This window comes from Actinoallomurus sp. NBC_01490 (genome assembly GCF_036227085.1).
Classification (GTDB): domain Bacteria; phylum Actinomycetota; class Actinomycetes; order Streptosporangiales; family Streptosporangiaceae; genus Actinoallomurus; species Actinoallomurus oryzae.
In genome coordinates this window covers 4,578,067-4,605,064 of record NZ_CP109433.1, presented here as the reverse complement: position 1 = coordinate 4,605,064, position 26,998 = coordinate 4,578,067, and the positions used below count along the sequence as shown (strand labels likewise).

Annotated in this window: 21 protein-coding genes and 2 pseudogenes; 14 read left to right on the top strand and 9 right to left on the bottom strand. The window is 72.0% G+C overall.

The features are described 5' to 3' along the window. Positions 1-113: 113 nt before the first annotated feature. Positions 114-965 carry a helix-turn-helix transcriptional regulator gene (locus tag OG417_RS21925; RefSeq protein ID WP_329259069.1) on the top strand — a complete coding sequence of 284 codons (852 nt, stop codon included), beginning with the start codon at positions 114-116 and terminating at the stop codon, positions 963-965. 123 nt (positions 966-1,088) lie between these two features. Here OG417_RS21925 and OG417_RS21920 read toward each other — a convergent pair whose 3' ends face one another. Both OG417_RS21920 and OG417_RS21915 read right to left on the bottom strand, forming a co-directional pair. Continuing rightward, the gene (locus tag OG417_RS21920) at positions 1,089-3,071 is read right to left on the bottom strand and encodes an NEW3 domain-containing protein (protein ID WP_329259066.1); all 1,983 of its coding nucleotides are present in this window, start codon (positions 3,069-3,071) and stop codon (positions 1,089-1,091) included. Positions 3,072-3,362: 291 nt separating this feature from the next. Further along, positions 3,363-3,896 carry a CGNR zinc finger domain-containing protein gene (locus OG417_RS21915; protein WP_329259063.1) on the bottom strand — a complete coding sequence of 178 codons (534 nt, stop codon included), beginning with the start codon at positions 3,894-3,896 and terminating at the stop codon, positions 3,363-3,365. An 88-nt stretch (positions 3,897-3,984) separates the two neighbouring features. Here OG417_RS21915 and OG417_RS21910 point away from each other — a divergent pair, with 88 nt between their 5' ends. Then, positions 3,985-4,743 (top strand): class I SAM-dependent methyltransferase, encoded by a 759-nt coding sequence (locus tag OG417_RS21910; protein ID WP_329259060.1) that lies wholly within the window; start codon positions 3,985-3,987, stop codon positions 4,741-4,743. 210 nt (positions 4,744-4,953) lie between these two features. On the opposite strand, the pseudogene OG417_RS21905 reads toward OG417_RS21910, so the two are convergent. Beyond that, positions 4,954-6,160, bottom strand: a pseudogene (locus OG417_RS21905) (RNA-guided endonuclease InsQ/TnpB family protein). Positions 6,161-6,483: 323 nt separating this feature from the next. Here OG417_RS21905 and OG417_RS21900 point away from each other — a divergent pair. The 6 genes from OG417_RS21900 (at position 6,484) to OG417_RS21875 (ending at position 14,524) form a co-directional block, all read left to right on the top strand. After that, on the top strand, positions 6,484-7,077 hold the full coding sequence (locus OG417_RS21900) for a hypothetical protein (RefSeq protein ID WP_329259057.1): 594 nt from the start codon (positions 6,484-6,486) through the stop codon (positions 7,075-7,077). After that, positions 7,074-8,615: a DNA polymerase Y family protein gene (locus OG417_RS21895; protein ID WP_329259056.1), complete on the top strand. Its 1,542-nt coding sequence runs from the start codon at positions 7,074-7,076 to the stop codon at positions 8,613-8,615. Before OG417_RS21900 ends, OG417_RS21895 begins: the two co-directional genes overlap by 4 nt. A gap of 252 nt (positions 8,616-8,867) precedes the next feature. Continuing rightward, complete coding sequence (locus OG417_RS21890; protein WP_329259053.1) at positions 8,868-12,128, top strand: error-prone DNA polymerase; 3,261 nt, start codon at positions 8,868-8,870, stop codon at positions 12,126-12,128. A 114-nt stretch (positions 12,129-12,242) separates the two neighbouring features. Continuing rightward, positions 12,243-12,725, top strand: coding sequence for an EndoU domain-containing protein (locus tag OG417_RS21885; RefSeq protein ID WP_329262458.1), 483 nt, complete (start codon positions 12,243-12,245; stop codon positions 12,723-12,725). Positions 12,726-12,728: 3 nt separating this feature from the next. Further along, entirely contained in the window at positions 12,729-13,130 is a 402-nt protein-coding gene (locus OG417_RS21880) for a hypothetical protein (protein ID WP_329259050.1), read from the top strand. A gap of 134 nt (positions 13,131-13,264) precedes the next feature. After that, positions 13,265-14,524 (top strand): lipase family protein, encoded by a 1,260-nt coding sequence (locus OG417_RS21875; protein ID WP_329259047.1) that lies wholly within the window; start codon positions 13,265-13,267, stop codon positions 14,522-14,524. Here OG417_RS21875 and OG417_RS21870 read toward each other — a convergent pair. The 3 genes and pseudogenes from OG417_RS21870 to OG417_RS54375 form a co-directional block, all read right to left on the bottom strand. Next, a complete protein-coding gene (locus OG417_RS21870; protein WP_329259045.1) occupies positions 14,473-14,652 on the bottom strand; it encodes a hypothetical protein in 180 nt (59 codons plus the stop codon). The genes OG417_RS21875 and OG417_RS21870 overlap by 52 nt on opposite strands. A 55-nt stretch (positions 14,653-14,707) precedes the next feature. Next, positions 14,708-15,373 (bottom strand): FAD-dependent monooxygenase, encoded by a 666-nt coding sequence (locus tag OG417_RS21865; RefSeq protein WP_329259042.1) that lies wholly within the window; start codon positions 15,371-15,373, stop codon positions 14,708-14,710. Positions 15,374-15,428: 55 nt separating this feature from the next. Beyond that, a pseudogene (locus OG417_RS54375) lies at positions 15,429-15,857 on the bottom strand (FAD-dependent oxidoreductase); the annotation flags it as partial. Between the two features lie 74 nt (positions 15,858-15,931). Between OG417_RS54375 and OG417_RS21860 the strand changes: the two are divergent. Then, entirely contained in the window at positions 15,932-16,525 is a 594-nt protein-coding gene (locus tag OG417_RS21860; protein WP_329259040.1) for a TetR/AcrR family transcriptional regulator, read from the top strand. Positions 16,526-16,572: 47 nt separating this feature from the next. Continuing rightward, complete coding sequence (locus tag OG417_RS21855; RefSeq protein ID WP_329259038.1) at positions 16,573-19,368, top strand: FAD-binding and (Fe-S)-binding domain-containing protein; 2,796 nt, start codon at positions 16,573-16,575, stop codon at positions 19,366-19,368. Between the two features lie 54 nt (positions 19,369-19,422). On the opposite strand, the gene OG417_RS21850 is transcribed toward OG417_RS21855, so the two are convergent. After that, positions 19,423-20,460 carry a LacI family DNA-binding transcriptional regulator gene (locus OG417_RS21850; RefSeq protein WP_329259034.1) on the bottom strand — a complete coding sequence of 346 codons (1,038 nt, stop codon included), beginning with the start codon at positions 20,458-20,460 and terminating at the stop codon, positions 19,423-19,425. 243 nt (positions 20,461-20,703) lie between these two features. On the opposite strand from OG417_RS21850, the gene OG417_RS21845 reads away from it, so the two are divergent. The 4 genes from OG417_RS21845 to OG417_RS21830 all read left to right on the top strand — a co-directional run bounded on the left by OG417_RS21845 (position 20,704) and on the right by OG417_RS21830 (position 24,605). Then, entirely contained in the window at positions 20,704-21,711 is a 1,008-nt protein-coding gene (locus OG417_RS21845; protein WP_329259031.1) for a sugar ABC transporter substrate-binding protein, read from the top strand. A 5-nt stretch (positions 21,712-21,716) separates the two neighbouring features. Then, a complete protein-coding gene (locus OG417_RS21840) occupies positions 21,717-22,745 on the top strand; it encodes an ABC transporter permease (RefSeq protein ID WP_329259028.1) in 1,029 nt (342 codons plus the stop codon). Between the two features lie 21 nt (positions 22,746-22,766). After that, positions 22,767-23,558, top strand: coding sequence for an ATP-binding cassette domain-containing protein (locus OG417_RS21835; RefSeq protein WP_329259025.1), 792 nt, complete (start codon positions 22,767-22,769; stop codon positions 23,556-23,558). Positions 23,559-23,840: 282 nt separating this feature from the next. Beyond that, positions 23,841-24,605 (top strand): lytic transglycosylase domain-containing protein, encoded by a 765-nt coding sequence (locus tag OG417_RS21830; protein ID WP_329259021.1) that lies wholly within the window; start codon positions 23,841-23,843, stop codon positions 24,603-24,605. Between the two features lie 120 nt (positions 24,606-24,725). On the opposite strand, the gene OG417_RS21825 is transcribed toward OG417_RS21830, so the two are convergent. After that, the gene (locus OG417_RS21825) at positions 24,726-25,847 is read right to left on the bottom strand and encodes a polyprenyl synthetase family protein (RefSeq protein WP_329259019.1); all 1,122 of its coding nucleotides are present in this window, start codon (positions 25,845-25,847) and stop codon (positions 24,726-24,728) included. A 455-nt stretch (positions 25,848-26,302) separates the two neighbouring features. Next, entirely contained in the window at positions 26,303-26,995 is a 693-nt protein-coding gene (locus tag OG417_RS21820) for a hypothetical protein (RefSeq protein WP_329259016.1), read from the bottom strand. Between the last annotated feature and the right edge of the window lie 3 nt (positions 26,996-26,998).

The window sequence follows — 26,998 nt, the reverse complement described above, 5'->3', positions numbered from 1 at the left end:
CGTTGTCGCGCCGCGCGGCGCGCGGAACCAGTACCCGGCGTTTCCATCGGCGTCGGTGTCCTGGTATTCACAGGGCCAGGTTCAACGAGCGGGAAGTGCACATACTGAAGAGCATGGATGACGACGGCCGGGAGCTCGGCGCGTTCCTGCGCTCACGCCGGGCACGGGTGGCCCCCGACAGTGTGGGGATCGCGGCGGGCACGCGCCGCCGCGTGCCGGGCCTGCGGCGGGAGGAGCTGGCGCAGCTCGCCGGGATCAGCGTCGACTACTACGTACGGCTGGAGCAGGGACGCGCGACGCAGCCGTCCCCGGAGATCCTCGACGCGCTCGCGGACGTGCTCGGCCTCGGCCGTACCGAACGCGAGCACCTGCGCGCGCTGACCGCGGCGCCGCGGAAGGTTCGCCGGTCGTCGCGGCGGCACCCGGAGCGGGTCCGGCCGGAGCTGCAGCGGCTCCTCGACGCGATGTACGGCCTGCCGGCCCTGATCACCGGGCACCGCCAGGACGTCCTGGCCTGGAACCGGCTGGGCTCGGAGCTGTTCGGCGGGCTCGGCGAGGGCCGCCGCGACCACAACAACGCGCGTTATCTGTTCCTGGACCCGGTCTCGCGGGAGACCTTCCCCGACTGGGAACAGCGCGCGCGGGAGACCGTGGCGGTGCTGCGGCTCGCCGCGGGCCGGCACGCCGACGACGAACGGCTGCGCGAGCTGGTCGGAGAGCTGTCGGTGCGCAGCGAGGACTTCGGCGCGCTGTGGGCGTCCGCCGACGTGATGGTGTGCGGCAGCGGCACCAAGCGCTTCCGCCATCCGGCGGTCGGAGAGCTGACCCTGCGCTATGAGACCCTCCAGCTGCCGGTCTCCGCGGGCCAGGCGGGCCAGGAGCTGCACGTGTACAACGCCGGTGAGGACGGCGGTGCCGAGGAGGCCCTGCGGCTCCTCGGCACGTGGACGGCCTCGCCGCGCTGACCGTTCCGCGCGGACCCTGCCCGGGCTCACCGGCCGTGGGCGCGGAACGCGGCGGCCTTGGCGCGGTTCTGGCAGGTGGTGGAGCGGGACCGTTTCCGCTGGTGACAGGCGTGTCGTCGTGGATCATTGCCTCGCGACCGTAACCGTGACGCCGCCGGACAACCTTTGGGTGCCACCGCGCCGGGCGGTCGTTCGGGTCGTCACGGTCAGGGTCGCCGGTCCGACGGGCGCGTCGGCGGGTGGAGCGACCGTCCACGTGACCGGGATCGGATCGCCCGGTGCCAGTTGCCCGCCGCCTACCGGGGGTTGGCTCACGGCCCAGCCGGTGGGCGGGCGTAGCCGCAGCGCCTGATAGTCGACCGGTTCGCCGGTGGTGTTGTAGAGGGTCGCGGTGACGGTGAACGGGGTGCCCGCGACCACGCTGGTAGGTGCAGTGGCGTACAGGCTCGGGGTGCGGCGCATCGACGCGTTCAGCGAATTCGCGGTCCCACGCAGCCCGCGATAGGTCTCGAGCATCTCGATGGCGTACCAGCCGGCGTGTTCCTGGTTGCCCGGGTCGGTGACCCGCAGGTTCTCGTCGGAGTCGAGGATCCACCCCTCGGAGATCGGCTGTGTCTCGTCCGGGTAGTAATGGCGCAGGAACGCGTCCAGTGCCGGAATGCGGTTCTGGTTACGGTTCTCTTGGTCGAAGCGCCATTCCCAGGCCAGTCCCTTGGTGAGCACCCAGTCGTTGTGGCCGGTGAAAGCGTAGTCATGCATCGAGGACGGCATCTGCACGCCGGACCAGTCCCTGCTCTCGTGGGTGAGGTAGGCCCGCAGTGTGTTGGCCATGGTCTGCGTGTCCAAGGCGTACCAGTCGACCGCGATCGGGGCGAGGTTGGCGAAGGAGTAGCCGGGGTAGAAACGGTTGCCTTCGGTGACCTCGTACTTCTCGCCGTAGATCCGCTTTCCGTCAACGGTGGTCACCAGGTTGGTGTCGATGCCCCGCTCGATCTGTTCGGAGATCGAATGCCATCGCCCGGCGTCGGCCGGGTCCCCGAGCCGATCAGCGATCGGGGTGAGTTCGTGCAACGCCTGGGAGGTGAAGACGTTCGTCAGCAGGTCATAGGTGTTGTGATAGCCCTCATCGTCGAGGATCGGGTTGCGGATCAGGTCCAGGCCCGCGTCGAGGTAGCCGGGTGTGTCGAGGTAGTAGTTGGCGTAGCGGCGCACGTAGGGCCAGGTCTCGGCGACGAAGGTCCGGTCGCTCGGGTTGGCCCGCACGTAGCGGGCCCAGACCAGAAGCACGCTGTAGGCCTGGTCGGTCTCGTCGTACATGTCGTAGCCGGAGATGTTGAAATCGGTGACCCGCTCCCGGTAGGAGAGCGTGCCGTCCGCGGCTCCGCGCCAGGTCACCGAGCCTGGCGGGGTGTCCGGCGCTTCAAGCCGCAGCGAGTAACCGCCCGCCGGTGGGCTGCTGAACAGCGGCGGCAGGAACCGCAGCGTCACCCAGCCGCCGCCGGCCGGAATCTGCGAGACGGCAATGCTGGTGGTATCCACGACCTGCACATCCGGGCCGGTACCGGCGAGCAGTGTCGCGCGCACCGTCCCACGCGCTTGGGAGGTTCTGTCCAGCCACACGTCGGTGGCGGTGACCAGGCCGGGCGCCGGAATCGGTTGCGTTGCCTGCGCGTGGGGTCCCCGGAAACTCACCGTCGGGGCGGAGACGTCTGTCTGCTCACCGGCAGCGGCGAGCGTGTCCGACTCCTGATAGATCCGGTGCGGCATCCGTGCCTGCCCTGACGCCGCGCTGTACCGGAAGATGTAACGCAGGATCGCTCGCGCCTTCGCGTCGTCTCCCCCCAGCAGCAGCGCCAGCGCGTTGACAGACGAGTCCCGCGTGTACATCGCCGCGTAGTAGCCCGCCAGCGACGTTGGCGCGTACCCGCGCGCCGTGACCCGCTCGGCAAGACTGCGATACGTACTGTCGAACAGGGCCACCTCATGGCCTGGCGGCAGGCCGCTCGCCTCTGGTGCGGCCGGCGTGCCGGTCGCACCAGAGGCGGGCAAGGCACCGAAGCCCGCCATCGCGACCGCGGCGGCGAATGCGCAGGCGGCGGCGGTCACGCGGCGGATCCAGCGGCGGGCGGCGGGATCGGTCTCGGCCGGAAGCATCTGCACCTTCCTGAGGGTCATGTACTCCCGCGGGGAAGTGATGTTCAGCCGCTGCCGAGGCCGATTCTTGAAAGGGGTCGGCAACCCGGTCCAGTGGAACAAGTGCATCGTTCACCCTCCTCCAGGCGTGAGCATTCGCGCCTCTCGCCGGTAGGTTGCGCTTAAAGTTCCATGCAACCGGTTGCACGTCAAGGCCCATTCGATGTGACATAAAGGTGCCGCAGGTAAAACAGGTCCGCTATCTCACCGGCCGCGGGCGCGGAACGCGGCGGTCTTGACGCGGTTCTGGCAGGCGGTGGAGCAGAACCGGCGGGTGCCGTTGCGGGAGGTGTCGACGTAGACGCGGTCGCAGTGCGGCGCCGTGCACACGCCCAGCCGGTCGTGGAACTCACTGCCGAGCACCACCGCCAGGCCGGTCGCGCAGCCGGCCACCCAGTCGGTGGACACGGTGCCGCCGGCGCCGTGGAAGTGCAGATGCCAGGGCTCGCCGTCGTGGCGGTTCAGGTGCGGGCGCGCGTGGGTCACGTCGAGCAGGTGGTTGACCTGGTGGGCGGCGGCGTCGATGTCGCCGTTCGCGACCGCGGTGAAGACCGCGCGCAGCTCGACGGCCATCTCGGCGAGGACCGTGGTGTCCTGCTCGCCGAGGTCGCCGGCGCCGATCTCGATGAGGGCCGTACGCCGCGCCTCGCCGACCGGCGGGGTGTACGGGCGACCCCGCCGCTCTCCTTCGGTGAGCGTGTTCACCAGGCCGACGGCGATGCCGACGACCAGATCCATGTGACTGTTGAAATTCACTTGACCAGTTACACCGCTTCATCTAGTTTGTGACTGTCGAAATCTTAGACGACAGTTACAGGAGTCGCACATGCTCACGACCACGGTGGCACAGGCATGGATCTCCCGCTGGGACCGCCAGCAGGAGGGCTACCTGCCCGACCGCGAGGAGCGCTTCACCGCGCTGATCGACGCGGTCGAGGCCGGCGCCGGACGGCCGGATCCGCTCGTCCTCGACCTCGGTTGCGGGCCCGGTTCGCTGTCCGCCCGGCTGCTCGACCGCATTCCGGACGCCACCGTCGTCGCGATCGACACCGACCCGCTCCTGCTCGCGCTCGGCCGGGGCGCCCACTCCGGCCGGCCGGCACTGCGGTTCGCCGACCACGACCTGGGCACACCGGGCTGGGCGGCCGCGCTCGAGCTGGACCGTCCGGCCGACGCGGCGGTCAGCACCACCGCGCTGCACTGGCTGCCCGAGCCCGCGCTCCGCACCGCGTACACCGAGTTGGCGTCGGCGCTGCGGCCGGGCGGGCTGTTCCTCAACGGCGACCACCTCGACGCCGGCGAGCCCACGTTGCGGCGGCTCGAACGCGCCCTGGCCGACCGCGCCACGCACCGCCGGTTCGGCGACGACAGGCCCGAGGACTGGGGGCAGTGGTGGGACGCCGCCGCAGCGGATCCGGCGCTGGCCGCGCTCGCCCCGGACCGTTCGGCCGCCGCCGGGCACCACGGCTCGGAGTCCGGCACGCTGGCGGCGCACGTCGCGGCACTCCACGACGCGGGGTTCGGCGAGGTCGGCACGCTCTGGCAGCACGGGAACAACCGCGTCCTCTGCGCGGTCCGCCGCTGACCACACGACGCGCCGGGCCGGACGCCGAGCGGCGCCCGGCCCGGCGCGGCACGTCCGGTATGATGATCGCGATCCGCGTGCTCCCCGGGAACGACGTCGCAGAACGGGAGCCCGCCGCGGTTCGCGGCGGTGGAGGGGCGACAACCGTTGTTCGCTGCCCTTCCGGAGGTTCTTCCTTGACTTCCTCCCCCTCGTGAACGAGGGAGATTCCTACGGCTCACGCCGTGGGGTTTCCTGCTTCAGTGCCGACAGCCCCGACCGGGAGCAGTCCCGCCCGAGGTCTTACACCGGCTCCACAGGCCGACACCGCCAGCCCGGCGGCCAGAAGGTTCTTCGCCGCGTTCACATCCCGGTCATGGGTCGTGCCGCAGCCGCACGTCCAGGAACGGACGTCCAGCGGCATCGCCTCGGCCACGGTTCCGCAGGCCGAGCACAGTTTGGAGGAGGGGAACCAGCGATCGACCACGATCACCTCACGGCCATACCATCCGGCCTTGTTCTCCAGCATGCGCCGGAACTCGCTCCACGCGGCATCGGCGATGGCGCGGGCCAGATGGCCGTTTTTCAGCATGTTCTTGACGGTCAGGTCCTCGATCACGACCACTTGGTTATCGCGGACGAGTCGAGTGGTGAGCTTGTGCAGCGTGTCATGACGCCGGTCGGTGATCCGTGCGTGGATCCGGGCGACCTTACGCCGGGCCTTGGCCCGGTTGGAACCATCCCCTTCGGCTTTGCGGGACAGTTCCCGCTGTGCCTTGGCCAGGCGCTTGCGGTCCCGGCGTTCGTGCCGGGGGTTGGTGACCTTCTCCCCGGTGGACAGGGTCAGCAGATGTACCAGCCCGGCATCCACCCCGACCGCGTCACCGTTCACCGGCAGCGGCTTGACGTCGGGGTCTTCGCACAGCAGGGACACGAACCAGCGCCCCGCCGCATCCTGGGACACCGTCACCGTCGAAGGCTTGGCGCCCTGCGGGAGGGGCCGGGACCAGACGATGTTCAGCGGCTCTGCCATCTTGGCGAGGGTCAGTGTCCCCTCACCGAACCGGAACCCGCTGGCGGTGTACTCGGCGGACTTGCGGGACTTCTTCTTCTTCGCCTTGAACCGCGGATACCTGGCCCGTCCGGCGAAGAAGTTCGTGAACGCGGTCTGCAGATGCCGCAGCACCTGCTGAAGCGGAACGCTGGACACCTCGTTCAAGAACGCCAGTTCCTCGGTCTTCTTCCACGCCGTCAGCATCGCGGAGGTGGTGTTGTAGCCGACGTGTTCCCGCCGCGACTTCCAGGCGTCGGTGCGGGCCGCCAGCGCCAGGTTGTAGACCTTCCTCACGCACCCGAACGTGCGCGACAGCTCCGCCGCCTGCGCATCGGTCGGATAGAAGCGGTACTTGAAAGCACGCTTCACACGGGGGGTGGTCACAGTCCGCAAGCTATCGCGTCAGAGTGTGACCGTGTGCGGGTTTTCGGGGCTGAACGCCGGATCGCCTTGACGGCGATCCGGCTAGCCGTGCCCTGCTCCACAGGGAGCCGATTCCTCCCCGCCCTGAACGGCGGGGTCTCCTCGGTGGATTCAGATGAGCCTCCGATCGCCGGCGTCCGCCGGGACGCTAGCACCGGGACATCGCCGCGAACTTGATTTCACTCGAACCTTTGTTCGATGATGGTCGCGTGAGTGAGCTATCGACGCAGGTCACAGAGGGATTGTCGACTCTGTCACGACCTGCGTTGGTGCCGGTGCTGCCCGTGTTGCACGAGGTGGTTCCCGAGGGTGGGCTACGGCCGGGGTCGGTCACCGTGGTCGAGGGTTCGCCCGCTCTCGCCCTGGCGTTGACGGCCGGTCTGGAGGAGCGGTGGTGTGCCGTCGTCGGGCTGCCGGAGGCGCACATTCCCGCCGCCGCGTCGATGGGGGGCGACCCGATGAGGGTTCTGCTCGTGGACGATCCGGGCCGGCGGTGGGCCGACGTCGTCGCGGCGCTGACCGACGGCTGCGCGCTGGTGCTCACCCGGCCCCCGGACCGGCCGGCCCCTCAGGTGGTGCGCCGGCTGACCGCGCTGGCCCGCCGCAACGGGTGCGCGCTGGTCGTGACCGGGCCCTGGGAGGGGGCGAACCTCCGGCTCCGCGTCGAGGAGGGGCGCTGGTCCGGGCTCGGCACCGGCACCGGGCACCTGCGTGGCCGCCGTGCCCTGGTGGTCTCCTCGGGCCGCGGCGCCGCGGGTCCCGGCCGGCGGGTCTGGCTCTGGCTCCCCGCGCCGGACGGCACCGTCGCCCCCGCCACGGAGATCCCGGAGGCGATCCCGGAGACACCGTCCCGCGCCCCGGTGGCGGTGGCCGGGTGATTCCGCCGCGCGCTCTCGTGGTCTGGTGTCCCGACTGGCCGGTCACCGCGATCGGGCTGGACGCCGCCACCCCCGCCGCCGTCGTCTCCGGCGCCCAGGTCGAGGCGTGCTCGGCGGCGGCGCGCGCCTCGGGCGTACGGCGCGGGCAGCGGGTGCGGGACGCGCAGCGGCACTGCCCCGAGCTCGTCGTACGCGACCGGGACACCGACGCCGAGGGGCGGCTCTTCGAGTCGGTGGCGGCGGCCGTCTCCGGCGTCACCCCGTGGGTCGAGGTCGTGCGCCCGGGGATCTGCGCGATCCCGGTTCGCGGCGCGGCCCGCTACCACGGCGGCGGTACGACGGGGGCCGGCGACGAGGAGTCGCTGCGGGTCCACGTGCAGGACACCGTCGTCGAGCAGGGCTTCGACTGCGGTGCGGGCATCGCCGACGGCCTGTTCGCGGCGGAGCTGGCGGCGCGGGCGGGTGAGGGCGGCGTCGTCGTGCCCCCGGGCGAGACACCCGCCTTCCTCGCCCCGTACCCGGTGAGCGTCCTCGGCCGGCCCGAGCTCACCGGCCTGCTCTCCCGGCTCGGCATCCGCACGCTCGGCGCGTTCGCGGCACTGCCGGTGCGCGACGTGACGGCTCGTTTCGGCGTCGACGAGATACGGGCGCACCGGCTGGCCCGCGGGCTGTACCCCCGGCCGCCGGCCCCGCGGCCGCCGCTCGCCGACCTGAGCGTGTCGACGGAGTTCGACCCGCCCGCCGTGGCCGCCGAACAGGTCGTCTTCGCCGCCAAGTCCCTCGCCGAACGGCTGCATGAGGCGCTCGCCGCCGAGGCGCTGACCTGCGTCCGCGTCGGGGTCGAGGTGACCGGCGCCGACGGCCGTACGCTGACCCGGCTCTGGCGGCACGACGGGGCGCTGTCCGCCCTCGCCGTCGCCGAACGGGTCCGCTGGCAGCTCTCGTCCTGGGAGACCCAGGGCGAGGACGGCCAGGAGGGCGGCGTCGTGCTGCTGCGGCTCCTGCCCGACCAGCTCGTCGCCGACGACGGACGGCAGGAGGCCCTGTGGGGCGAGGCCACGGTCTCCGACCAGATCGCACGCGCCGCGGCGCGGGTCCAGGCGATGCTCGGCCACCAGGCGATCACCCGGCCGTTCCCGGCCGGCGGGCGCGGGCCGGGCGAACGCGTCGTCCAGGTGCCCTTCGGCGACCTGCCGCCGGAACCGGCCGCCGAGGGGTCGTGGCCGGGCCGCGTCCCCGACCCGCCGCCGGCCGTCGTCCACCCCGAGCCGCTGCCCGCGACGGTGACCGACGCCGACGGCGCGCCCGTCCTGGTGGACGCCCGGTGCGCGGTGTCCGCGCCGCCGCACGAGGTGGAGATCGCCGGGCGCCGTCACCTGGTGACGGCGTGGGCGGGCCCCTGGCCGGCCCGCGAACGCTGGTGGGACCCGGCCCGCGCGCGCCGCCGGGCCCGGTTCCAGGTCGTCACCGGCGACGACCGGGCCCACCTGCTCGTCTTCGAGGGCGGCCACTGGCACGTCGAAGCCGGATACGCGTAGGGGATCCGAATGGGCGGGAGCGACCGCGGGGAACGAGCTCGTCCGCGGAGCGAACGAAGAGGGCGAGTGACCCAGTGGGCGGGAGCGACCCCGATGAGTGAGCGGAGTGGAGGGGCGAGGAACGAGCTCGTCCGCGGAGCGAACGAAGAGGGCGAGTGACCCAGTGGGCGGGAGCGACCCCGATGAGTGAGCGGAGTGGAGGGGCGAGGAACGAGCTCGTCCGCGGAGCGAACGAAGAGGGCGAGTGACCCAGTGGGCTGGAACAACCCGGACATTCCGTGGCGGGAGTTCGAGCGGCGGTTGTCGTGGGGCGGCCGTGAGCCGAAGGCCGCCGAGCCGCCTCCGGTGGTTCCGGCGCGGCGGCGTGAAGGCCCAGGCGGCTGGGCGGAGCTGCACTGTCACTCCTCCTACAGCTTCCTCGACGGCGCCTCCAGCCCCCGCGAGCTGATCGACGAGGCGATCCGGCTCGACGTGGAGGCCGTGGCCGTGACCGACCACGACGGCATGTACGGGGCGGTGCAGCTCAAGGAGGCCGCCAAGGGCACCGGCGTCGGCACGATCTTCGGCGCGGAGCTGAGCCTCGACCTGCCGGCGAAGCAGGGCGAGCCCGACCCGGGCGGGCGGCACCTGCTGGTGCTGGCTCGTGACGCCGAGGGGTACGGGCGGCTGAGCGGCGCGATCAGCCGGGCGCAGCTCGCCGGTGGCGAGAAGGGCAGGCCGGTCTACGACCTGGCCGACCTGGCGGACGCGCACGGCGGGCACTGGGCGGTCCTCACCGGCTGCCGCAAGAGCCTGGTGCACGGCGGCGACGACCGGGAGGCGGGGCTGCGCACGCTGATCGAGATGTTCGGGCGGGAGAACGTCTACGCCGAGCTGATCGACCACGACCAGCCCCTGGACGACGCGCGCAACGACGCCCTGTACGACCTCGCGGAAAAGCACAGGATCGGCGTCGTCGCCTCGAACAACGTGCACTACGCCGCGCCGAAGGACGCGTCGCTCGCCGAGGCGCTCGCCGCCGTACGCGCCCGGCGGGGGCTGGACGACCTGGAGTCCTGGCTGCCGGCCACGGGCACCGCGCACCTGCGGTCGGCGCGGGAGATGCGGGCGCGGACGGCGCGGTTCCCCGGTGTGGTCGAGCGCACCGTCGAGCTGGCCCGGTCCTGCGTCTTCGACCTGAAACTGGTCGCGCCCGACCTGCCGGACTGGCTCGTGCCCGAGGGGCACACCGAGTCGACCTGGCTGCGGCACCTCGTCGCCGAGGGCGCCGCCGAGCGGTACGGGCCGCGGCGGCGGGCGCGCCGGGCGTACCGGCAGATCGACGAGGAGCTGAACGTCATCGACGCCCTCGGCTTCCCCGGCTACTTCCTGATCGTCCAGGAGATCGTGGAGTTCTGCCGTGACGCCGACATCCTGTGCCAGGGCCGCGGCTCGGCGGCCAACTCCGCGGTCTGTTTCGCCCTCGGCATCACCGGGGTCGACGCGGTCAAGCACAACCTGCTGTTCGAGCGGTTCCTGTCGCCCGGCCGCGACGGGCCGCCCGACATCGACCTGGACATCGAGCACCGCCGCCGCGAGGAGGTCATCCAGCACGTCTATGAGAAGTACGGCCGGGACCGCGCCGCGCAGGTCGCCAACGTGATCAGCTACCGGCCCCGCATGGCCGTACGCGACGCGGCGCGCGCCCTCGGCTTCTCCCCCGGCCAGCAGGACGCCTGGTCGCGGCAGCTCTCCCCGCACGAACCGCTGCCGCCGGACGGCATCCCCGAGGCGGTCACCGCGCTGGCCGACCGGATGCAGCGCCTGCCCCGTCACCTCGGCATCCACTCGGGCGGCATGGTCATCTGCGACCGGCCGATCGGGGAGGTCTGCCCAGTCGAGTGGGCCCGCATGCCGGGCCGCACCGTGCTGCAGTGGGACAAGGACGACTGCGCCGCCGAGGGGCTGGTCAAGTTCGACCTGCTCGGGCTCGGCATGCTGTCGGTGCTGCACGACACGTTCGACCTCGTGGCCGCCTTCCACGACCGCCGCTTCGACCTGCACAACATCCCCGAAGAGGACCCGGACGTGTACGCCATGCTGCGCGACGCCGACACGGTCGGGGTGTTCCAGGTCGAGTCGCGCGCCCAGATGGCCACGCTCCCCCGGCTCAAGCCCGACCGCTTCTACGACCTGGTCGTGGAGGTCGCGCTGATCCGGCCCGGCCCGATCCAGGGCGGGTCGGTCCACCCGTACCTGCGCCGCCGGAGCGGGCAGGAGCCGCCCGACATCCCGCACCCGCTCATGCGGAACGCCCTGTCGCGCACCATGGGCGTGCCGCTGTTCCAGGAGCAGATGATGCAGCTCGCCGTGGACTGCGCGGGGTTCACCCCGGCGGAGTCGGACGCGCTGCGGCAGGCGATGAGCGCCAAGCGCGCGCCCGAGCGCATCGAAAAGCTCCGCGAACGCCTGCTGACCGGCATGGCCGAGCGCGGCATCTCCGGCGAGATCGCCGAGGAGGTCTACACCAAGATCCTCGGCTTCGCGAGCTTCGGCTTCCCCGAGTCGCACGCGCAGAGCTTCGCCCATCTCGTGTACGCCAGCGCGTACCTCAAACGGCACTACCCCGCGGCGTTCACCGCGGCGCTGCTGGCCAACCAGCCGATGGGCTTCTACGCTCCGCAGACCCTGATCGGCGACGCGCGGAGGCACGGGGTCCGCGTCCTCGGCGTGGACGTGAACGCGAGCGCGGCCAAGGCGACGCTCGAGGGTCCGTACGCCCCCGCCGGCGGGTCCCCGCACTCGCCCTCCGCCGAGCAGCCGGCGGTCCGGGTGGGCCTGGAGTACGTACGGGGCCTCGGGGCCGAGGGCGCGGAACGGATCGCCGCCGGACGGCCGTACGAGAGCCTGGAGGACCTGGTCCGGCGGGTGCCGCTGCCCACCGCGGCCCTGGAGGCCCTCGCCACCGCGGGTGCGTTCGGCTGCTTCGGCCTCGGCCGCCGTGAGGCGCTGTGGGCGGCGGGCGCGCTCTCGCGCGGCGCCGCTTCCCCGGCCTCGTCGTCCTGGCGCGCCGAACGGCTGCCGGGCACGACGCCGGGCACGTCCGCTCCCGAACTGCCCGCCATGACCCCGATCGAGGAGACCATCGCCGACCTGTGGGCCACCGGCACGGCGGGGCATCACCCGATCGCCCACGTACGGCACCTGCTCGATGAGCGCGACGTGGTCCCCCTGGGCGCACTCGCCGACGTACCCGGCGAGACGAACATCGTGGTCGCCGGCGTGGTGACCCACCGGCAGCGCCCGGGGACGGCGGGCGGGGTGATCTTCTTCAACCTGGAGGACGAGACCGGGATGGCCAACGTCGTCTGCCGCCCCCAGGTCTGGGAGCGCTATCGGACCATGGCCTTCCAGGCCCAGGCGATGATCGTCCACGCGCGTCTCGAACGCCACGACGGCGCCACGAATCTGGTCGCCACCCGCCTGCGACGCCTCCCCGTGACCACGATGACACGCAGCCGCGACTTCCGATAAGACCACTTTCAAAGAATCGCCATTTCGGTAGGGTGTGGGGGATTCGTCGCCGCGCCACTGGAGTCGATATTGTCACGCAGACGATGGCGGTACCTCCTCGTCTTTCTGGTGGCGATGCCTCTCGTCGCCGCCCAAGAGGAAGCGGGCATCTTCAGGCCGGTGTTCAAGTGGTTGGCCGGCGCCGTTACCAAGAGCCGCGGTTACCACCATGTCTTCCAGGGAGAGGTGCGGCTCAAGCAGGGCAACTGGGTGGCGAGCGGATGGCATCACCGGTTCATGGGCCAGGACGCGGTGGATCGCCGGGTCAGCCAGGTCGTCCGGAAGGACGTCAACGGCTGTTACGCCGCACGCATTGAAATGAAGGCGCCGGATGGTCAGTGGGTGAGCAAACCAACCGAGAACTCATTCTTTCCCGACAACTGGACACCCCAGTATGTCGCGCACACCATTCACGAGGCCTTTGCCAACGGGCATCCCATCCCCAATACCAGAAACCGCTGGGAGGGGTTCGCCAACGGCGTGTCGATCCAGGGCTCCTACAATCCGACCGGCAAGAACTGGGACTCGGCGTGGCCGATCATCTTGGGAAGGGGATGAGGCATGACCCGGATCGCCTTCGGCCGGAACGAACACGGCGCGCCGACGTTCGAGGTCACCGACGACTCCTACGGCGCGATCGGCTCGCTGCTCACCAGTGACGTGCAGAACGTGCCGCCGTGGAGCCTCGACCTGCTCGCCCGGGTCGAGGACGTACGGGCCGGCCGGTCGGCCGAAGAGTCCTGGCAGGGCAACTCCTGGGGTGTCCGCATCACGCCTCGCGGGCTGTACCTGCAGGACCTGTACTCGGACTGGTCCGAGAACTACCCGCTCGACGCCGCCCATGACGTGATGATCAAGTACTGGATGTTCCTCACCGCCGGGTCGCCGAACGAGGCGACCGCCGAGGTCAACGAGTGGGAGGCGAAGGCCGGGCGCGCGCACCCGTGCCGTCCCCACCTGTAGGCAGGCCCGCGACCCGGCATTACGCGCGCTTGGGGTTCGCTCCGGGGCTCCGGGAAATCACCTCCGGTTGACAGTGCTCACACGAGACGGCGCTGACCACGAGACAGTGCTCACCGACGAACCGGAGGTGCGGTGTGACGACCGACGGCCGGCATCCGCATCCGGGCCCGCCCGTCGTCGGCCGACCCGCCGACGCGGTGCCTCCGGGGGCGACGCCAATGCCCGCGTGGGAGGAGCGCCTGCGCGAGCAGCTCGAGATCGGCGGCCTGTGGACCCGCGACACCCGCGGCCCGTCGTACGCGCGGCTCAGGCCGTACGGACCGCGCACGACACCCGGCTTCCCCGTCCACCCGGATCTGGAGGAGCGGCTGCTGCGCGCCCCGCGGCATCCGGACCCCGTCATCGCCCACGTCCTGGCCACCTGCGCGGCCTACGCCTACGCCGGCGCCGAGACCGTGTCAATGATCATGGCGCGGATGGGCCTGGAGGAGAACCACTGCCGGATGATCGGCACGTCGGTCGACGCGATGTTCGTCCGGTCCACCGCGTTCCTCGTGCAGAGCGCGAGCGGACGGGTCGCGATCCTGTGCTACCGGGGCACTCCGCCGACGGACGGCATCGCCTGGATGACCGACGCCGACGTCCAGCCGGAGCGGATGCCGTACCGGTTCGGCGACCCGCGCTCCACCGTGCACGCCGGCTTCTACCGGAACGTACGGGCGACGCGCTATGAGGTCCTGGCCGCGCTGAAGCGTGCCTGCCGGGGCCGCTCGGTGCGCGCCCTCCTTCCCGACGAGCCGGACGTCGCGCGCATGGCCGAGTTGGAGGCGCTGTACGTCACCGGTCACAGCCTCGGCGGTGCGATGGCCGCGATGATGGCGGTCATGCTCCGGCACGAGCGCAAGTTCCGGGACGAGGACGACGTGGCAGGCCGGCTCCGGGCCGTCTACACCTACGGCCAGCCCATGATCGGCGACCCCCGCTTCGCCCGCGCATGCGAGGCGGACCCGTTCCTCGCCCGCGAGGTGATCCGTTACATCTACGACAACGACGTCGTCCCGCATCTCCCGCCCAGGACCGCCGGGCCGTACCGCCACTTCGGCCGCGAGTACCGATACGAGGTGCCGCACCTGCGCCACGGGGTGCTGGGTCTGTCGCGCCACCTCGGCCACGCGTACGACGTCCGCCGCGGCGCCCTGCGCGAGCACACCCGCTTCGCCGGGCAGGCGGCCACCTTCCTCGGCGGCCTCGGCCTGGCCGCCCTGGCCTTCGCCGGCAGCCGGGTCCGGCCGCTGGGCGCGCTGCCCGTGGTGTACTCCTTCGAGGACCACGGGCCACAGCACTACATCGCCGCCGTGACACCGCCCGGCGTACAGAACGAGTTCGGCGACTGACGCGGTCGGAGGCCACACCCGAACCCGGTGGCCGCGACGTCGTGGATGTACAGGTCCTGGAACACGCCGCGCAGGACGTACTGCAGTCCCAGCCCCTTGGCCAGCACGTCGTACTCGGGCAGGATCACGCCGGAGCCGTCGATCTCGAACCGCGCGAAGGTGCAGTCGGCGATGGCGCCTCGGTCACGGTGTGCCCGGCGGGCGCCAGCTCAGCACCGGGCCGAGCGCCCGCAGCACCGCTCTCGGCGGGACGAGGCGGAGCAGCCGGTTCCGTACCGCGACCGCGGGCGCCGAGCTCCACTGCGCCACGACGCCCGTACTCCGGGAGCGGCGGGCGATCGTCTGGGTGCGGGGCCGGCGCTCCCGGTCGTAGGCGGCCAGCGCGGACGGCACCGCCGGATCGGCGTCGAGGAGGGCGGCCAGCGTGACGGCGTCCTCCAGTGCCTGGTTGGCGCCCTGGCCCTGGTCCGGGGTCATCGCGTGCGCGGCGTCGCCGAGCAGGGCGACCCGGCCGTTCACGTAGGACTTCAGCGGCGGCAGGTCGTAGATGTCGCTGCGCAGCACCGCCTCCTCGGAGACGGCGTCGAGCAGGGCGGGGATCGGATCGTGCCAGCCGCCGAACCTCCGCCGCAGCTCGGCCGGCTCTCCGTCGGGGCTTCGCGCCCCCTCCGGAGCGTTCGCCACGGCGAACAGGTAGATCCCGCCCCCGGCGAGCGGGACGACGCCGACCCGCTCGCCGCGCCCCCACGTCTCGCCGCCCGTGTCCGGGCGCCCCTCGGGGGGATCGACGACCAGCCGCCAGGCCGTGTAGCCGGCGTACCGGGGGGCCGGGCGCCTCGGGCCAGACACAGCGGCGCACGGCGCTGCGCAGGCCGTCGGCGCCCACCAGGAGAGCGGCGCGGGAGACGCCTGCCCCGTGCGTGACCTCGACCCGGGTCCCGTCGTCGCGGACACCGGAGACCTCCGCGCCGAGGCGCAGGGCGCCGGGCGGGATCGCCTCTCTCAGGAGGTCGAGCAGACGCGCCCGGTGGATCATCACGACCGGGCCGTACCGGCGCTCCAGCTCGGCGGTGTCGCTGCGCACCAGCCAGCGGCCCGACCGGTCCCGCACGCCGCCCTCCGTCTCGGGCATCGCGCTCTCGCGCACCCGCTCGCCCAGCCCCAGCGCGTCCAGCGCCCGCACGCCGTTGGGCCACAGCGACAGCCCCGCGCCGACCTCGCCGATCGCCGGGGCGCGCTCGAGCACCTCGACCCGCCAGCCGCGCCGGCCGAGGGCCACCGCCGCCGCGAGCCCGCCGATGCCCCCGCCGGCGATGATCGCCGTCCGTTCCATGACCCCTCCCTCTACATCTGTAGCGTCCCCCCTTTTACTCTACATTTGTAGAGGAACCGGGAGGGAGAGTGACGGTGGCCATCACACGGCGAGAGCGGCTGGCCGACGCGGCCATCGACACGCTGGCGCGGGAGGGCCTGCGCGGGCTGACGCACCGCGCGGTCGACCGGGCGGCGGGCGTGCCAGAGGGATCCTGCTCGTACTACTTCCGGACCCGGCAGGCGCTCCTCGCGGCGACCGTCGACCGGCTGGCCGAGCTCGACGCCGCCGAGATCGCCACGCTGCCCGTCCCCTCGTGCCGTACCGAAATGGGCGCGACGGGCGCCGTCGAGGCGCTGGCGACGATGATCGAGCGCTACGTGGCCACCGGGCGCACGCGGATGCTGGCCCGGTACGAGCTCGCGCTGGAGGCCACGCGCCGCGGGGAGCTGCGCGCCTCACTCGTCGCGGCCGGCGCTCGCTTCCGCGTCATCGCCGAAGGGCTGCTCGCCGCCGCGGGCGCGACCGAGCCCGCCCGGCAGGCGCCGATCTTCGTCGCCTGCCTCGACGGCCTGATCTTCGACCATCTCGCCGGCGCCGGCGATCTCCAACTCGCCCCCGGCGAACTGCGCGTCGCGCTGCTCGAACTGCTGCGGGCCTTCGCAGGCCCCGGCGGGCGCGGCGATTGAGCGGCCCGCCCGTCACCGCCGGTCCCCCATCTGCGACGCTGGGCATGATGAGCACACTCGAAAACGACCTGAGCGCCGGGCTCGACGGCGAGGTCGACTTCTCCGTACGGTGCCGGGCCGAGTACTCCTACGACGCGTCCGTCTACCGGCGCGTGCCGCTCGGCGTGGTGTTCCCCCGGTCCGCCGACGACGTCGCCGCCGCCGTGCGCGCGGCGCGTGACCACGGTGTGGCGATCACCGCGCGCGGCGCGGGCACGAGCATCGCCGGCAACGCGATCGGCGAGGGCCTCGTCGTGGACTTCTCCCGGCACATGAACCGGATCCTCGAGCTCGACCATGAGCGGCGGATCGCCCGCGTCGAGCCCGGTGTCGTGCTGGACGACCTGAACCGGGCGGCGGGCCGGCACGGCCTGCGGTTCGGCCCCGACCCGTCCTCCCGGAGCCGCTGTGTGCTCGCCGGGATGATCGGCAACAACGCCTGCGGCACCCGGGCGCTCGTCTACGGCCGCACGTCCGACAACGTCGAGTCCCTCGACGTGCTGCGCTACGACGGCACGGCGCTGACGGTCGGCGCCCACGGCAAGGAGCCCGCCGACCCGTTCCTCGAGGAGCTGCGGGCGCTGCGCGACCGGCACCTGGCCACGATCCGCACGTCGCTCGGGCGCTTCCCCCGCCAGGTCTCCGGCTACGGCCTCGAGCACCTGCTGCCGGAGAACGACTTCAATGTCGCACGGTCGCTCGTCGGCAGCGAGGGCACCTGCGCGTTCACGCTCGGCGCGACGCTGCGGCTGGTCTCCGAGCCCGAGACCAAGGTCCTGGTGATCGCGGGATTCCCCGACTTCGTGGTGGCCGGCGAGGCCGTTCCGCGGGTGCTGGAGTACGGGCCCGACGCCTGCGAGGGGCTGGACGCGCAGATCGTCCAGATGGCGCGCGGCAGCGACCGCTCCGGCCTGCCGGAGGGGACGTCCTGGCTTCTCATCGAGCTCACGGGGGACGACGCGGAGGAGCGGGCACGGGCCCTGGCACGGGAGTTCCCCGGCGCGGTCGTCGAGACCGACCCGCTCCGGCAGGCCGCGGTCTGGAAGATCCGTACGGACGGCGCGGGCCTGGCCACCCGGGCGCCGGACGGCTCGCAGGCGTGGCCCGGCTGGGAGGACTCGGCGGTGCCCCCCGACCGCCTCGGCGCGTACCTCGGCGAGCTGCGCACGCTGTTCGCCCGGTTCGGCGTGCACGGCGCGGCCTACGGGCACTTCGGCGAGGGCTGCCTGCACATCCGCATCGACTTCGACCTGGCCACCGAGCGCGGGCGGAAGACCTTCCGCGAGGTCATCGAGGAGGCCACCCGGCTCGTCGCCGCCCACGGCGGGTCTCCGTCGGGCGAGCACGGCGACGGCCGGGCCCGCTCGGAGGTGCTGCCGCTGGTCTACGACGACGACACCCTCAAGGCCTTCCGCGAGTTCAAGGGCGTGTGGGACCCCGAGGGCCGGATGAACCCCGGCGTCCTCGTCGACCCCGAGCCGGTCGACGACCGGCTCCGCACCGAGGGCATGCGGCCGCGCCCGCGTACGTTCCTGCCGTTCGCCGCGGACAACGGCGACTTCCGGCAGGCGCTGCACCGGTGCGTCGGCGTCGGCAAGTGCCGCAGCGACCACGGCGGCGTCATGTGTCCGAGCTACCGCGCCACCCACGACGAGAAGGACTCCACCCGGGGCCGGGCCCGCGCGCTGGAGGAGATGCTGCGCGGCGACCTCGACACCGCCGGCTGGCGCTCCGAATCCGTGCACGAGGCCCTCGACCTGTGCCTGGCCTGCAAGGGCTGCGCCTCCGACTGCCCGGTGAACGTCGACATGGCGACCTACAAGTCGGAGTTCCTGCACCACCACTACCGGCGGCGGCTCCGCCCGATGGCGCACTACTCGATGGGCTGGCTGCCGGTGTGGCTGCGGCTCGCCCGTGGCCCGCTCCGTGCCGCCTCCTCCCCCGGCCGGATCGCCCGGTCGCTCGCCGGGCTGGGCAAGCGTCTCGGCGGGGTCGCGCCCGAGCGCGACCTGCCCGCCCCGGCGAAACAGCCGTTCACCCGCTGGTTCCGGCGCCACCACCGGGCGCCCGGCGGCGACCGGAAGCAGGTGCTGCTCTGGCCGGACACCTTCACCAACCACTTCACGCCCTCGGCGGCGCGGGCCGCCGTACGGGTGCTGGAGGACGCCGGATACGAGGTGATCGTGCCGCAGGGCCAGGTCTGCTGCGGGCTGACGTGGATGAGCACCGGCCAGCTCGCCATGGCGCGCCGCGTCGCCCGCCGGTCGCTGGAGGCGATCCACCCGTACGCCGCGCGCGGCATCCCGATCGTCGGCCTGGAGCCGAGCTGTACGGCCGCGCTGCGCGGCGACTGGGAGAAGCTGCTGCCCGGCGACGAGCGCCTCGCCGACCTGAAGATCCGCACGTTCGCCGAGCTGCTGGAGGAGGCCGGCTGGACGCCGCCGCACCGGCAGCGCACCGCCATCGCGCAGATCCACTGCCACCAGCACGCCGAGCTGGGCCAGGACGCCGACCTGCGGCTGCTCGCCAAGGCCGGGGTGGAGGTCACCAGGCCCGAGTCCGGCTGCTGCGGGCTGGCCGGCAACTTCGGCTTCGAGAAGGGGCACTACGACGTGTCCGTGAAGATCGCCGAACGCGGTCTCGCGCCCGCGGTCCGCGACGCCGCGCCCGGCACGATCGTGCTCGCGGACGGGTTCAGCTGCCGCACGCAGATCGCACAGCTCACCGGCCGTGACGCCGTCCACCTCGCCGAGGTCCTGCTGCCCGAGGACGGACATCAAGACACGGATGAGCCCGCGCAGTAGGCCAGGTCGCCGTCCGGGCGCTCTGAGCAGGGCGGTTCCCGGGCGGCGGCCGGGTCAGGTCCTCGGCGGGATCTCGCCGGAGCCGCGGGCGACGTAGCGGGTCGGCACCACCACGTGCCGCGCCGGCAGGTGGTCGTCACCGCCACGGACGCGGGACAGCAGCAGGCGGGCGGCGGTCCGGCCGACCGTCGCCGGGTCCTGGGCGACCACCGAGACGCCCGGCGTCAGCAGGTCGGCGACCGGGAAGTCGTCGAAGCCGATCAGCGCCACCTGCTCCTGGGCGCCCAGTCCCTGCAGCGCGCGGCGGGCGCCCATCGTCAGCAGGTTCTGCGCGGCGAACACCGCCGTCGGCGGCTCGCCGCCGGTCAGCAGCCGGGTCGTCGCCGCGTGTGCCTCCTCCTCGCTGCGCAGGCCGCGGCGGACCAGCCGCTCCTCGACCGGCCGTCCCGCCTCCGCGTGCGCGTCGGCGAACCCCGCGAACCGCTGCCGCGCCGTCCAGATCGAGTCCAGGTCGCCGAGGAAGGCGATCCGGCGGTGCCCGAGCGCCCGCAGGCGGCGTACGGCGGACCACGTTCCGTCGCGGTTGTCGACGGTCACCGTGTCGACGCGGTCGATCTCCACGAGGCGGTCGACGCACACGATCGGTGTGCCGTGCCCGCGGACGGCGGCGAGCTGCTCGTCCGTGCTCCCCGTGGGGAGCACGATCAGGCCGTCCACCCGCCGCAGGGTGAACGCGTCGATGAGTTCGCGTTCGCGTTCGGGCCGCTCGTCGCTGCTGCCCGCCAGGACGAGGATGCCCTCCTCCCGCGCGGCGTCCTCGACCGCGCGGTGCAGCGCCGAGGAGAACGGGTTCGCGACGTCCTCCAGGACCAGCGCGATGGTGGCCGTGCGCCGATCGGCCCGCCGCAGGCTGCTGGCGGTGACGTCGTGGCGGTAACCGAGGGCGCGGGCGGTCTCGGTGACCCGGCGGACCAGCTCGGGGGCCACGCCCGGCTTGCCGTTGATCACCCGGGACACGGTCGCCAGACCCACGCCGGCCTGCCGTGCGACGTCGCGCATGGTCACCGAACGCCGCCGTTCGCCGTCCTGCATGCCGCTCTCTCCCGCCTGGCACCTGTCTCGAGGCCCCGCTGTCCCACCACGCGGCGCCCAGACGACGCCTCGCCACGGACGGGGACTTCGAGACAGGCCCTAAGCCGGTCGATTCTCCCTCTGGACAGGTCCCCGAAGTCGATCTACGTTCTGGGAAACGTTTCCACAAAACGTTTCCTGCGTGCCGCCCACTGTCAAGAACACGCGCCGCACGGCCAGCGCGGCGCGCTGGGAGGAGTCGGTATGAGACGTGGATTCCCCACACCAGGTCCCCTCTCCGGAAGCCTCGCCGCACTCGTGGCCCTGACGCTCGTCGCGGCCGGATGCGGCAGCGGAGCGAAGGGCTCCGGCAAGGACATCACCATCGGCCTGATCACCAAGACCGACACCAACCCGTTCTTCGTGAAGATGAAGGAGGGTGCCGAGAAGGAGGCCAAGGCCAAGGGCGTCAAGCTGATGACCGCGGCGGGCCGCTTCGACGGTGACAACGCCAGCCAGGTCACCGCGATGGAGAACATGACCGCCGCCGGGGTCAAGGGCATCCTCATCGTGCCCAGTGACACGAAGGCGATCGTGCCGAGCCTCGCCAAGGCACGCGCCAAGGGCATCGACGTCATCGCCCTGGACACGCCGCCGGACCCGCAGAGCGCCGCCGACGCGCTCTTCGCCACGAACAACCTCACCGCCGGCACGCTGATCGGCCGGTACGCCAAGAGCGTCGAGGGCGGCAAGCCGGTCAAGATCGCGATGCTCGACCTGAACCCGGGCATCACCGTCGGCGTGCTCCGGCACAACGGCTTCCTGCAGGGCTACGGCATCAAGGACGGCGATCCGAGCATCGTCTGCACCCAGTACACCGCCGGGGACCAGGCCAAGGGCCAGACCGCCATGGAGAACTGCCTGCAGAAGGACCCCGGCATCAACCTCGTCTACACCATCAACGAGCCGGCGGCACTCGGGGCGTACACCGCGCTGAAGGCGGCCGGCCGGACCGGTTCCACGATGATCGTCTCCATCGACGGCGGGTGCACGGGCGTCAAGGCGGTGCAGGCCGGGCAGATCGCGGCGACCGCCCAGCAGTATCCGCTGAAGATGGCCGCCCAGGGCGTGGACTCCATCGTCGCCTGGGCGCACGGCGGCAAGAAGGCGAGCGGCTACACCGACACCGGCGTCAACCTGATCACCGCGAAGCCGCAGGCGGGCCTGGAGTCCAAAGACGTCGGGTTCGGCCTGGCGAACTGCTGGGGCTGACGCCGATGCCGGAAACCACCAGCACGGAGACGAGCGGCCCCGCCGTCGCGGACCGGGCCGGGCGGGGCCGTGACGTCCCCGCGACGGTCGCCCGGTTCGCCGCCGTACCGACCGTCGGCCCCCTCGCGGCGCTCCTCCTCGCCTGCCTGTTCTTCTCGCTGAACACCGACCGGTTCCTCACCGGCGGCAACCTCTCCCTCGTGGTCCAGCAGGTGATGGAGGTGGGCACGCTCGCCGTCGGCCAGACGATCGTGATCCTGACCGCCGGCATCGACCTGTCCAACGGCGCCGTCATGGCGTTCGGCACGATCGTGATGACCCGCCTCGCGGTCGGCGGCCACGTCCCCGCGCCCCTCGCGATCGTCATCGGCATCGTGGTGTGCGCGGCGTTCGGGGCGGTCAACGGCGGCCTGGTGACGATGGCGCGGCTGCCCGCCTTCATCGTCACGCTCGGCACCCTGAACATCGCCTTCGCCCTCACCCACATCTACTCCCACGAGCAGACCGTGACGGGGCTGCCGAAGGCGCTGACCGCGCTCGGGCAGACGTTCCCGCTCGGCAACACCGACGTGACGTACGGGTCGGTGGTCATGCTCGCCCTGTTCGCCGTCGCCTGGTACGTGCTCCGCTTCACCGCCGCGGGCCGCCACGTGTACGCGGTCGGCGACAACCCGGAGGCGGCGCGGCTCACCGGCATCTCCAACCGCCGCCTTCTCATCACCGTCTACACGATCGCGGGCGCCGTGTACGGCCTCGCCGGGCTGCTCCTGGTCGGCCGTACGACGGTCGGCGACCCACAGGCCGGCCAGACCGACAACCTCGACAGCATCACCGCGGTCGTGCTGGGCGGGGTCAGCCTGTTCGGCGGGCGCGGCAGCATCGTCGGCGTGCTGTTCGGCGCGCTCATCGTGGGAGTGATCCGCAACGGCCTGCAGCTGATGGGCGTCGCGGCCGTGTACCAGGTACTGATCACCGGAATCCTGGTCATCCTCGCCGTCGGCGTCGACCGGCTCGCACGAAGGAGGCGCATGTGAGCGAGCGGCGAAGGAGGGCTCGTGACTGAGCGAGCCGACCAGGACGGCCCGATTCTGGAGGCCTACGGGCTGGTCAAGCGGTACGGGCACGTGACCGCGCTGGACGGTGCGGACTTCGAGTTGCTGCCGGGTGAGATCCTCGCGGTCATCGGTGACAACGGCGCCGGCAAGTCCACGCTGATCAAGGCGCTCTCCGGCGCGCTCGTCCCGGATGAGGGACGGATCCTGCTCGACGGGCGCCCGGTGCGCTTCCACAGTCCGGTCGACGCGCGGCGGGCGGGCATCGAGACCGTCTACCAGGACCTCGCGGTCGCGCCGGCGCTGGACATCGCCGCCAACCTGTTCCTCGGGCGTGAGGTGCGGCGGAAGGGCGTTCTCGGGAGGGTCTTCCGGATGCTGGACACCGGGCGGATGCAGTCCGAGGCGAACGCGCACCTGCGGGACCTGAAGATCGGGGTCGGCTCGATGAGCCAGGCGGTGGAGACGCTGTCCGGCGGTCAGCGGCAGGGCGTCGCGGTCGCCCGCAGCGCGGCGTTCGCCCGCCACGTCGTCATCATGGACGAGCCGACCGCCGCACTCGGCGTCAAGGAGTCCGGCATGGTGGTCGACCTGATCCGCGGGGTACGCGAACGCGGGCTTCCGGTCATCCTGATCAGTCATGACATCCCGACCGTGTTCGACGTCGCCGACCGCATCCACATCCAGCGCCTGGGCCGGCGAGTGGCCGTCGTGGAGCCCGGGGACGTCGACATGGCCGAGGCGGTGGCGATCATGACGGGAGCGGCGCCCGGCAACACCACGGGACACGGCTGAGCGACCGCCGCGGACGTGGCCGGGCTCAGCGACGCCGTCCTGGACCGGCCACGCCCGGGCGGCGCGCGCGACGATCTTGCCGAGAAGCCGCCGTCGGCCGGGGTGAGCACGGCGGCGCCGACCTGCTCACGGCGGGGCGCCGGCCCGGGCCGGACTCGGAGCGTTTCCCCCACGGCCGTCCGACTCCGGCGACGCCGTTCGTCCCGGGACGGATGAGATCTGCACCCCAACTACACGGACAAACGACCATAGAAGCGTTTAGATAGTGCAAGCTATGGTGCTATGCAACATCGGCACCAGGAGACGCGGCGACCCCCGCGCGCCTACGACTTGGATGAACTCACCGGTTCATACGACGCAGAGCGCGATCCGTACGCCGAAGACCTCACGGAGCCCAAGGGCGTACGCGCTCTTCGCCTGGCCAAGCGGGCCGCCACGAGCACTGTCGTGATCATGACGCTCGTCATCGTCCTCGTCTTCGTCATCGTGGCGAAGACGAACTTCGGCAAGGGCAAGCCGCCGCCCGGCGCGGCCGACATGTCCACCAACGAGATGCTCAAGGAGCTGTCGGGGTACCAGATGGACCCCGTCGTCGCCGGTGCCGAGGCGCAGGCCAAGCGCCGCGCGTACGAGAAGGCGGTCGCGGCGGAGAAGGCGGCCAAGAAGAAGGCGGCCGCCCGCGCCAAGGCGCTCAAGGAGAAGCGTGAGTGGGAGGCGCTCAAGAGGCGCATGAGCCACAACCCGAGCGCGGCCGAGAACCAGGCGTACGCCAAGAAGATGAACGCGCTCAAGGGCTGGGGCGGCTGCTGGGGCTCCCTGCTGACGATGTGGAACCACGAGAGCGGCTGGAACGAGCACGCCACCAACCCCGGCAGCGGCGCGTACGGGATCCCGCAGGCCCTGCCGGGCTCGAAGATGGCCTCGGCCGGCGCCGACTGGCGCAACAACGCGATGACCCAGATCGCCTGGGGACTCGCCTACGTCGGCTCCCGCTACGGAAACCCCTGCAAGGCCTGGGGCTTCTGGCAGGCGCACCACTGGTACTGAGCCGCCCGGCGCCGACCGTGACGGCCCCGCGGGCGTAGGCACCGGCCGCGACGGCCTCGCAGTCGTAGGCGCCACGCGAAAGGGCGCGGCGGACGAGAGAGAGGCCGGCGCGGCGGCTCCTCAGCTTCCCCGGCCCGCCAGCACGGCCGCGAGGTCGGACAGCATCGCGATCCGCTCGGCGCCGACCTCGCCGGCGGCGCCGGAGAGCGCGGCGATCGCCCGCTCGGTGCGCCGTTCGGCCGCACGGCGCGCGGCGGTGATGCCGCCGCTGTCGCGTACGAGGCCGGCCGCCTCGCGCACCGCCTCGGGGTCGGCGGGAGCGCCGTCGACGCCATCGGGCCGGACGCGGGCGAGGACGCCGGCGAGCTCCGGCCGCTCCCGCAGTGCGCACAGGACCGGCAGCGTGTAGACGCCCTCGGCGATGTCGTGGCCGGCCGGCTTGCCCATCGTGCCCGAGGTCGAGGTGAGGTCGAGCAGGTCGTCGACGATCTGGTACGCCATGCCGAGTTGCAGGCCGTACTCGGCCAGCGCGGCGGTCGTCTCCTCGCCGAGGCCGCCCGCCATCGCGCCCAGCCGGCAGGAGGTCGCGAACAGCGCCGCGGTCTTGCCCTCGATCGCCGCGTAGTAGTCGCTCTCCGACCGCGCGGGGTCGAACAGCGCGGCGGACTCGCGCGCCTGGCCGTCGCACAGCCGGATGAACGTCTCGGCCGCCAGCGAGCCCTCGGCCCGGCCCAGCTCGCACGCGACGGCCAGGGCGCGGGCCAGCAGATAGTCGCCGGCGAGCACCGCGCGTACGTTGCCCATGCGAGCGTTGGCGCTGGTGACGCCGTGCCGCTGGGCCGCCTCGTCCATGACGTCGTCGTGCACGAGGCTCGCCAGGTGCAGCAGCTCGACGACGACGCCCGACGAGATGGAACGTTCCCGCTCCCCCGAACCGGCGTACGCGGCGGCGAGCACCAGCAGCGGACGGAGCCGCTTGCCGCCCCCGAGGATCGCGGTCACGGTCTCGCCGATGATCGGCACGTCGCCGGCGACGGCGGACGCGACGCCCGCCGCGCACTCCTCCAGGTCGGCGGCCAGGCGCTGCTCGCCCGCGAAGTCCGCGACGGCGCGGTGCGGGGCGGCCGTGAGCAGCACGCCGGTGCGACGGCGAACGTCCGTACGGCCGGCGGGTTCGCCGGCGGCGTGGTCCGGAGCCGCGACCACCGCCGAGTGTCGCAACGCGTCCGGTGACGTTCCCAACAGAACCTCCCGTGAGTGGGGACGGGCAGTGCTCGTTGATAACACAATTCATGAATCCGCCGGCGATTGGATTGTGCGGAGTTTTCCGAGGCGGACTCAAGACTCAAGGCCAGCAGAGGTCACCGGTGTTCCGGAAAGGCCGAAAATATGTTATAGTCGCAGCCTATTATCGGGTAATCAGGGTTTAATCGAGATTCAAACGCCACCGTCTATCGTGACGCTGACATCGGGTTTCTCCACCGCAGATGATCTTAGCGGCCCCGTCCGCGCGGAGGAAAGCGCACCACCGCCGCCGCCGTTACGGACCTCGCGCCGGCCATTGGATGACCGGAACCCAATGCGGACCGCGCCTCGTGGCCCGCTCGTGGATTCGAGCCCATGCGCGACACTTTCCCGATCGGCCCGGAGGCGGATGGAGTGGTTTTCCGTGCCGCGCCGCCGTGCCTTCCCGCGACTCAGGTCGCGGGGAGTTTGGAGGCGACCGACCGTACGAGTTCGGGGAGCACGGTGTGCACCCAGTAGGCGTGCGCGTCGGTCCGCTTCGGCTGCCCGGCGAAGCTGTCGATGAAGAGCGTGGGCCCCGTGCCGACCGAGAAGGCGATGTGGGACATGCGGCAGTAGTAGTCGGTGCCCACCAGCACGCATTCGCGCGCGCCGAGCCCCCCGGGCACGCGGGGTCGCCCCTTGGCGAGGGTGTCGTAGTTGTCCTGGACCGTGTCGCTGTCGCCGACCGCGACGTCCTCGACGCGCACGAGGTCGGGCTGGGATCGCGGTCTCTTCTCGTCGCCGGCGACCCAGAACCGCGTGTCGCAGGCGGTGCCGGGGGCGTCGCGGTCGTCGTCTCCGGCGCCCTCACCGAGGTTGGTGACGCGGATCTGCTGCTCGTGCGGTGTCTGCTCGACCTTGGTGACCTGCGGCAGAACGGCCTTGAGGTCATCGGCGGTCAGCAGTTCACAGGCCTTCGGCCAGCTGTCGAAGCGCGTCAGGCCGTCGGCCTCGGCCGGCGCGAGCTTCAGCGTGGAGGCCGCGATCCGCGGCGCTCCGACCCGTATCGGCGGCGTGGTCGGCACGTGATGCCCGCACGATGCGGCCGTCAGCGTACCGGCGACCAGCGCGGCGGCCGCCGCCCGTCCTCGTGTTCGCGCCATGAC

Excerpts from the sequence above, each read along its gene's own strand:
- OG417_RS21845 (WP_329259031.1), top strand. The coding sequence starts at position 20,704 with ATGAGACGTGGATTCCCCACACCAGGTCCCCTCTCCGGAAGCCTCGCC.
- OG417_RS21855 (WP_329259038.1), top strand. The coding sequence starts at position 16,573 with ATGAGCACACTCGAAAACGACCTGAGCGCCGGGCTCGACGGCGAGGTC.
- OG417_RS21880 (WP_329259050.1), top strand. The coding sequence starts at position 12,729 with ATGACCCGGATCGCCTTCGGCCGGAACGAACACGGCGCGCCGACGTTC.
- OG417_RS21830 (WP_329259021.1), top strand. The coding sequence starts at position 23,841 with ATGCAACATCGGCACCAGGAGACGCGGCGACCCCCGCGCGCCTACGAC.
- OG417_RS21820 (WP_329259016.1), bottom strand. The coding sequence starts at position 26,995 with ATGGCGCGAACACGAGGACGGGCGGCGGCCGCCGCGCTGGTCGCCGGT.
- OG417_RS21925 (WP_329259069.1), top strand. The coding sequence starts at position 114 with ATGGATGACGACGGCCGGGAGCTCGGCGCGTTCCTGCGCTCACGCCGG.
- OG417_RS21915 (WP_329259063.1), bottom strand. The coding sequence starts at position 3,896 with ATGGATCTGGTCGTCGGCATCGCCGTCGGCCTGGTGAACACGCTCACC.
- OG417_RS21850 (WP_329259034.1), bottom strand. The coding sequence starts at position 20,460 with ATGCAGGACGGCGAACGGCGGCGTTCGGTGACCATGCGCGACGTCGCA.
- OG417_RS21840 (WP_329259028.1), top strand. The coding sequence starts at position 21,717 with ATGCCGGAAACCACCAGCACGGAGACGAGCGGCCCCGCCGTCGCGGAC.
- OG417_RS21910 (WP_329259060.1), top strand. The coding sequence starts at position 3,985 with ATGCTCACGACCACGGTGGCACAGGCATGGATCTCCCGCTGGGACCGC.
- OG417_RS21885 (WP_329262458.1), top strand. The coding sequence starts at position 12,243 with ATGCCTCTCGTCGCCGCCCAAGAGGAAGCGGGCATCTTCAGGCCGGTG.